Raw genomic sequence first — 6,557 nt, forward strand, 5'->3', positions numbered from 1 at the left:
ATTTCGCTCCGCATGTCCGCACAAATCCGGGTGGCCGGGACGATCATGTGTATGAGTTTGGACCCAGGGGATCGCCATTCAGTTTATTACTGTGCGGCGGTCCCTTTCCTGTTTTCGGCCATCACCGCCATAATGGCATCGCGCAACTGGGTAATGCCCGGCGCGATCTGATCGCGTTCGATTACGGCAAAGCCCAGTCTGAGGCGATCACGCGGCGCGGTATCCGGATCGCAATAATGCACATCCCCCGGCTCGACCAAAACACCGCGCTTGGCGGCTTCGCGATGAACGGCCCAGGCATCGATGTTTTCGGGCAGTTTGACCCAAACCGCCGATCCGCCCGTGGTCGGGGTGACATTGAGTTCAGGCAATTGCTTGGCAATTTCGTTTTGCATCAATTGCCATTTTTCAGATAGGCGATCACGCGTTCGGCGCAGATGTGAGTCGAGATGGCCTTCGCCGATGAACAGCGCCATGGCGCGCTGATCCTGTGCCGATGGATGGCGATAGTTCAGGCGACGAAGAGCGCGCAATTCCTTGATCAGTTCGCTGTCGGCCAGGATGTAGCCAATCCGCAAGCCCGGGAACATCAGCTTGGTCAGGCTGCCGATATAAATGATATGGCCTGAGTTATCGTAACTCTTGAGCGCTGCACGCTGATGACCAAGGTAGTTCAGCTCGTGCTCGTAATCGTCCTCGACCAGAATGAAGTCATCCTTGCGCGCCCGTTCAACCAGCTGCAGGCGGCGATCCAGCGACATGGTGACACTGGTCGGGCATTGATGCGATGGCGTGGTATAGACCATATCGCATTCCGAAAGCCGGGGTGAATTGGCAAGACCCTCGCTATCAATCGGAAGCGGGCAGATATCAGCCCCCGTTGAGGCAAAGATATTACGCGCGTCTACATAACCCGGGTCTTCCATTCCGACTGTGCGCCCCCGTCCCGCGATCAGCTGCCCAACGAGAAACAGGGCGTTCTGCGCCCCGATGGTAATCAGCAACTGGTCGGGATGTGCCCGCAAGCCCCGATGGGGCAAAATGCGGGTAATGATCTGCTCAAGCAGTTGGGGATCATCCATATCAACCTGATCACCGACCCAGCTTTGCGAATGGGCAAGCGATCCGGCAAGTCGCATGGAATCGCGCCAGCGCGAAATGGTGGTTTTGTCTGGTGCCACCTGCCCGTAAATGAACGGATAGGGAAAGTCCCGCCAATTAGCCGGCTTGACGATATTACGCGCCTCTGTCGGGCGGAACTGCAAATGCCGTCGCCACAAATCAGGATCGCGTTCCTTGGAAAACAACGAGGCCGTGCGTGTATCCACACTCAGGCGCAGTTGCTGGCGGATATATTGTTCATTGACGAAATGCCCGCGCCGCCAGACCGCGGTCAGATAGCCATCATCCAAAAGCCGTTGATAAACAAGAACAACCGTGTTGCGCGACACCTTGAGCGCGGATGCCAGATCACGCGTTGATGGCAGGGGTTCGTGCGACGGTAAGCGACCTTCGAGAATCGCATCGACAAGGCCCTGATGCAGCTGTTGCTGCAGGGTTTGACCGGAGACTGCCGGGTCCTCAAGCCGAATGTCGAGCATCGGGTGCCCCCCTTTTATTTTTGGCGCCGCAGCAGATTAGTTGATCTGGCACCATAGTTTTTACCTTGTGGCTCTATTACTAGAGTAACCGGCAGATATACCATTTTGTCAATGCGATAAAGCAGGAACAAGAACCGCGATCAGAATGCGGTCGGTTCAGGGAAGTGATGTTCACCAGGGAGGCGCATGGTGCGCCGCACATAAGGGAAAATCCCGGCTATCAGGAGACATACGGATGACCAAGTTCAATTCCGGCCCCAAATTTAACCGGCGCACACTTCTTAAGGGCTCGCTTGCCGCCGGCTCTGCATTGGCAATGCCAGCGATCATCAGCAAAAAAGCACTCGCATCTTCGGGTGAGATCAACATTTTGATGTGGTCCGACTACCTGCCGGAAACCTTCCTCAAATCGTTTACCGATGCAACGGGCATCACGGTCAACTACACCGGCATCGGTTCGAACGAGGAAATCATCAACAAGATGAAGGCCTCCAAGGGTCGCGGCTTTGATATTGTGTCTCCGACCAACAACCGTGCACTTCAGTGGAAGGCACTCGAACTGCTTCAGCCGTTCGACATGTCCAAAGTCGCCATTGATGCCGTGAACCCGGCAATGGCCAAAATCGGCAGCACCGATTGGGCGTTTGAGGCTGGCACCACCTATTGGCTGCCGCACATCTGGGGTACCGAAGGCATGGCATGGCGTACCGACCTGTTCCAGCCGGACGGCATGTTCCCGTCCTATGGCGATGTCTGGTCCGAAGCCAATGCTGGCAAAACCATGGGCCGCGCGCATTCCATGATGCTGGGTGCCGGTCTTTACATGGAAACCATTGGCGAACTAGCGCCGGGCTCGGTCTGGAAAGCCTACACCTCCGAAGAAGAAATGCGCCCGGTTTGGGAGAAGATCACCGAATGGTGTATCGCGCGTAAAGGCAACATCAAACTGATCTGGAACGATGCCGATACCCAGAAGAACGGTCTTCTGAACGAAGGCGTCATTGTAGGTCAGACTTGGGATGGCCCGCCGCTTGCCCTTAAAACCGCTGGTGAACCGGTCATGTATCGTGCACCGAAAGAAGGTGCTCTGGCCTGGGTTGATGGTCTTGCCCTGCCGACCGGTGCAGAGAACATCGATGCCGTCTATGAGTTCATCAAATACGCCTTCATGCCTGAACTGGCTGGTGAGGCGATTGACCATCACGGTTACAACTCTCCTGTTCTGGGTGCGGACAAGTTCGCTGGCGAAGCCTATGCCAAGAACTTTGCCGATGCCTATCCGGGCGATGCGCTGGCCAAGCTCAACCCGTGGCCGTCGGAACCGCAGTGGTATGCCGACATGCGTACCGAATATGTAAACCGCTTCGAAAGCGCCTGATTTCGATTTCCGGGGGCGGCACGTCTTTGTACGTGTCGCCCTTTTTGGGTTCTTCACCCTATTCAATTCAAACAACAATAATTCCGTTGTCGCCCGCATTCCGGGGCGAACAGGGCTTTGCCGTTTTCAGGGGTTGTCAGTTCCATGACCAAAGAAATTTCGCTTGAGCATGTCTGGGTGGAGTTCGGTGAATTCACCGCTGTCCACAAGGCTAATCTGAACATCGCAGGTGGCGAGTTCTTTTCATTCCTCGGCCCATCGGGCTGTGGCAAGACAACGCTTTTGCGCTGTATTTCCGGTTTTCAGGAACCAACCCGTGGCAAGGTCAAAATCGGTGGCGAGGACATGCGTGGCGTTGGCCCGAACAAACGCCCCACCGCCCTTATTTTCCAGAACCTGGCCCTTTTCCCGCTGCGCTCGATTGCTGATAACATTGCCTTCCCGCTCGAAGTACGCGGTGTCGACAAGAAAACGCGGCGCAAGCGCGCAGATGAGCTGCTTGAACTGATTGCTCTGCCCGGCCAAGGCGACAAGAAAGTCAGCGAACTTTCCGGCGGCCAGAAACAACGTGTTGCCATTGCGCGCGCGCTTGCGGTTGAACCCGATATCCTGCTGCTGGACGAGCCGCTTTCAGCACTTGATCTTAAGCTGCGTCAGCATATGCGAACTGAACTGCGCGCCATTCAAAAGCAGGTCGGTCTGACCTTTATCTATATCACCCACGATCAGGGTGAGGCGCTGACCATGTCAGACCGCATTGCCGTGATGAACAAGGGCAAAATCGAACAGATCGGCGATGGCAAGGCGATCTATGATCACCCGACCACAAGCTTCGTCGCGTCCTTTGTCGGGGAAAACAACGTGCTTGAGGGCACGGTTCTTTCCAATGACGGGCAGAAGATGCAGATTGATGCAGGCCTCGGCACGCCATTCACAGTCGAAAGCCACCCGGCTGGTGGCCCGGCCCTCGCCCCCGGTGATGACTGTCATCTGTTTGTCCGCCCGGAAGCGCTTCGGATATCGAAGGATGAAAGTTCGATCAACCAGTTCGAAAGCAACTTCGTCACCGAAGAGTTCGAAGGCAATATGCGCCACATCGTGATGAATGCGAATGGCAAGGATCTGAAGCTTTCGCTGATCAATGATGGCACCAACGCGATTGATGCCAATGCCCCGGTCAAACTCGATTTCGCACCGGAAATGGGCATTGCGCTCAAACCGGGCGAATTGGCCAGTGCGTAACGGGGGCCAATATCATGCGTGATCTTTTTTACGATCTTGTTCGACGCAATGGCATGGCAGTGTCGATATATCTGATGCTTGCCGTCAGCATCTGGGTGTTCCTTTTGATCATCCTGCCGCAGCTGACCATGCTGGATTATTCGTTCCGCTTTAACCTTCCACCCGCCAAAATCGGTGGCCCCGAAGACGTTTATACCCTTGAGCAATATCGATACTTCTTCCAGGGCAGCGGTGCTTCGGACGGGATCAATACCCTTGATATCGGCATCCTGTTTAAGACACTTTTCGCGGCTGTGTTTGTCACCGTTTTTGATTTGATCATCTGTTACCCGGTGGCATTTGTTCTGGCGAAATCATCTGCCGGGGCAAAGGCGCGCTTGCTGGTTCTGGCCCTGATCGTCCCTTACTGGATCAATGAAATTCTGCGGGCCTTTGCGTTTCGTATTCTGTTTGGCGCAACGGGTGTCATCAATGAAACCGGCATGGGACTGGGACTTTGGGATACGCCGATTGACTTCATCCGCGAAGATGTCGCGCTCTATGCCGGCTTGGCATACGCCTATATCCTTTTGATGATCTTCCCGCTTTATAACGCGATTGAAAGCCTTGATCGCAACCAGATCGAAGCAGCGCGTGACATGGGCGCCAACTGGTGGCAGGTCCATGCCAAGGTTGTCATTCCCTACGCCAAGCCGGGCATTGCATCAGGCATGACAATGGTCTTCATGCTGACATCAGGTGCACTTGCTGCACCACAAATTCTGGGTGGCCCGTCGAACCTTTGGTTCACGCAGCTGGTCTATCAATGGTTTAACTCGGGCGGCAACTGGCCGCGTGGCTCGGCCTACGCGATGGTCCTTCTGATTGTCTGTATCGCACTTGTCTTGTTGGTGATGCGCCTGTTCAAGGTATCGATCGGGGAGATCAAACAATGAAGATGAAATCCCCGACTGCAATGATCCCGGGTTTGTATCTGACCCTGTTCTTTGCCTATCTGTTCGGACCGCTGATCATCATGGTGATCACCGCGTTTAACTCATCAAGCTTCCCGCGCGTCTCACCTTGGGAGTGCTTCACCACCGACTGGTTTGGCAAACTTGCCACTGATGACAAGCTTCTTGCAGGTCTGGGCAATTCGCTTTTGATCGGGGTTGGGGTTGTCTGTGTTGCCATCCCGATCGGATTGGCCGCCGCAATCACCCTGTCGCAGGTCGGTCCGAAACTGCGTGCAGCCCTTTATACGATCTTTATTGCGCCCATTCTGGTACCGGGCGTTGTCATCGGTCTTTCGACCCTGATCTTCTGGGACCGGATCGGCACCCTGTTCAACGCACCGTATGAGAGCTTCTTCTACGATGGCACATTCCTGACGATCTTTGGTCAGGTGACCTTTATTGCCGCATACTCGATGCTGGTGTTCCTGTCGCGTATTCAGCGCTTTGACACCACACTGACCGAAGCGGCCCTTGATATGGGTGCCACACCGACACAGGCGTTCGTTAAGGTGCTTCTGCCCTTCATGGCGCCGGCAATCGGTTCGGCCACGGTTCTGGCGTTCTTGGCATCGCTTGAAAACTACAACACCACTGTGTTCACGATTGTTTCAAGCAGCACCTTTACCACCGTTCTGTCATCGAAGGTGCGTTATGGTCTTGATCCGTCGATCTCGGCCGTCGCGGTGATCATTATCGCCATCACCCTGATCGGGGCGATCATTTATGAGTGCCGCAATCGCTATAACACCAAGGGCTGGGCCCATGTGATTGCCGACCGCCCGGTTCTTAAGATCGCAACCCATCCGGGTACAGTGGCGGTGATTTTGGGTCTTCTGGCATTGGCTGCTGTTGTCTTCATTCAGAACCACGATTCAAGTGCCTGCACCGCGCAGATCCTTGAAGACAAACGTGCGCTTCAGCAGAAACTGATGGAAGAACAGTCGCTCAACACGCCGCAACAAACCGTTCCGGCACCGACCATGCCAAACCTTGGCCCGCTGGGCGGGGATAAAGGGGGTGCTTCGGCACCAAGCCCGTTTGGCAATAGTATCTTCTCACCGGAGAATCTTGGAACCAGTGCCTCGGATGGTCAGTAATCCGACCAAATGGGACGAAAACAAAAAGCAGCGGTATTAGCCGTCAAGTATTAAAGCATAATGGTCACGCATTCTCGCATTGAGGATGGTGACCATTTTTCTGACGACAGCAATCACAGCAACCTTGCCGGGTTTTCCGTTTTCAGTCAGGCGTTTGTAGAAGTCGCGTAGCAGAGGATCGAAGCGTATTGCCGGTAATGCAGCATAGTAAAGAGCATTGCGCACTTCCAAACGTCCGCCGCCA

Annotated in this window: 5 protein-coding genes and 1 pseudogene; 4 read left to right on the forward strand and 2 right to left on the reverse strand. The window is 54.8% G+C overall.

Translation table 11 applies throughout. The features are described from left to right. Window positions 1-86: 86 nt before the first annotated feature. Entirely contained in the window at window positions 87-1,601 is a 1,515-nt protein-coding gene (locus UF64_RS12995) for a PLP-dependent aminotransferase family protein (protein WP_044829048.1), read from the reverse strand. Window positions 1,602-1,836: 235 nt separating this feature from the next. On the opposite strand from UF64_RS12995, the gene UF64_RS13000 reads away from it, so the two are divergent. The 4 genes from UF64_RS13000 (at window position 1,837) to UF64_RS13015 (ending at window position 6,313) form a co-directional block, all read left to right on the forward strand. After that, the gene (locus UF64_RS13000) at window positions 1,837-2,979 is read left to right on the forward strand and encodes an extracellular solute-binding protein (RefSeq protein WP_044829049.1); all 1,143 of its coding nucleotides are present in this window, start codon (window positions 1,837-1,839) and stop codon (window positions 2,977-2,979) included. A 144-nt stretch (window positions 2,980-3,123) separates the two neighbouring features. Further along, entirely contained in the window at window positions 3,124-4,221 is a 1,098-nt protein-coding gene (locus tag UF64_RS13005) for an ABC transporter ATP-binding protein (protein WP_044829050.1), read from the forward strand. Between the two features lie 14 nt (window positions 4,222-4,235). Beyond that, on the forward strand, window positions 4,236-5,156 hold the full coding sequence (locus UF64_RS13010) for an ABC transporter permease (protein ID WP_044829051.1): 921 nt from the start codon (window positions 4,236-4,238) through the stop codon (window positions 5,154-5,156). Then, window positions 5,153-6,313 (forward strand): ABC transporter permease, encoded by a 1,161-nt coding sequence (locus UF64_RS13015; RefSeq protein WP_044829052.1) that lies wholly within the window; start codon window positions 5,153-5,155, stop codon window positions 6,311-6,313. The genes UF64_RS13010 and UF64_RS13015 overlap by 4 nt, the downstream gene beginning before the upstream one ends. A 36-nt stretch (window positions 6,314-6,349) precedes the next feature. Here UF64_RS13015 and UF64_RS20560 read toward each other — a convergent pair. After that, a pseudogene (locus UF64_RS20560) lies at window positions 6,350-6,557 on the reverse strand (IS110 family transposase); the annotation flags it as partial.

It is taken from the genome of Thalassospira sp. HJ, from assembly GCF_000948415.1.
Classification (GTDB): domain Bacteria; phylum Pseudomonadota; class Alphaproteobacteria; order Rhodospirillales; family Thalassospiraceae; genus Thalassospira.

Coding starts and splice junctions, on each gene's coding strand:
- UF64_RS13010 (WP_044829051.1), top strand. CDS start 4,236: ATGCGTGATCTTTTTTACGATCTTGTTCGACGCAATGGCATGGCAGTG.
- UF64_RS13015 (WP_044829052.1), top strand. CDS start 5,153: ATGAAGATGAAATCCCCGACTGCAATGATCCCGGGTTTGTATCTGACC.
- UF64_RS13005 (WP_044829050.1), top strand. CDS start 3,124: ATGACCAAAGAAATTTCGCTTGAGCATGTCTGGGTGGAGTTCGGTGAA.
- UF64_RS13000 (WP_044829049.1), top strand. CDS start 1,837: ATGACCAAGTTCAATTCCGGCCCCAAATTTAACCGGCGCACACTTCTT.
- UF64_RS12995 (WP_044829048.1), bottom strand. CDS start 1,601: ATGCTCGACATTCGGCTTGAGGACCCGGCAGTCTCCGGTCAAACCCTG.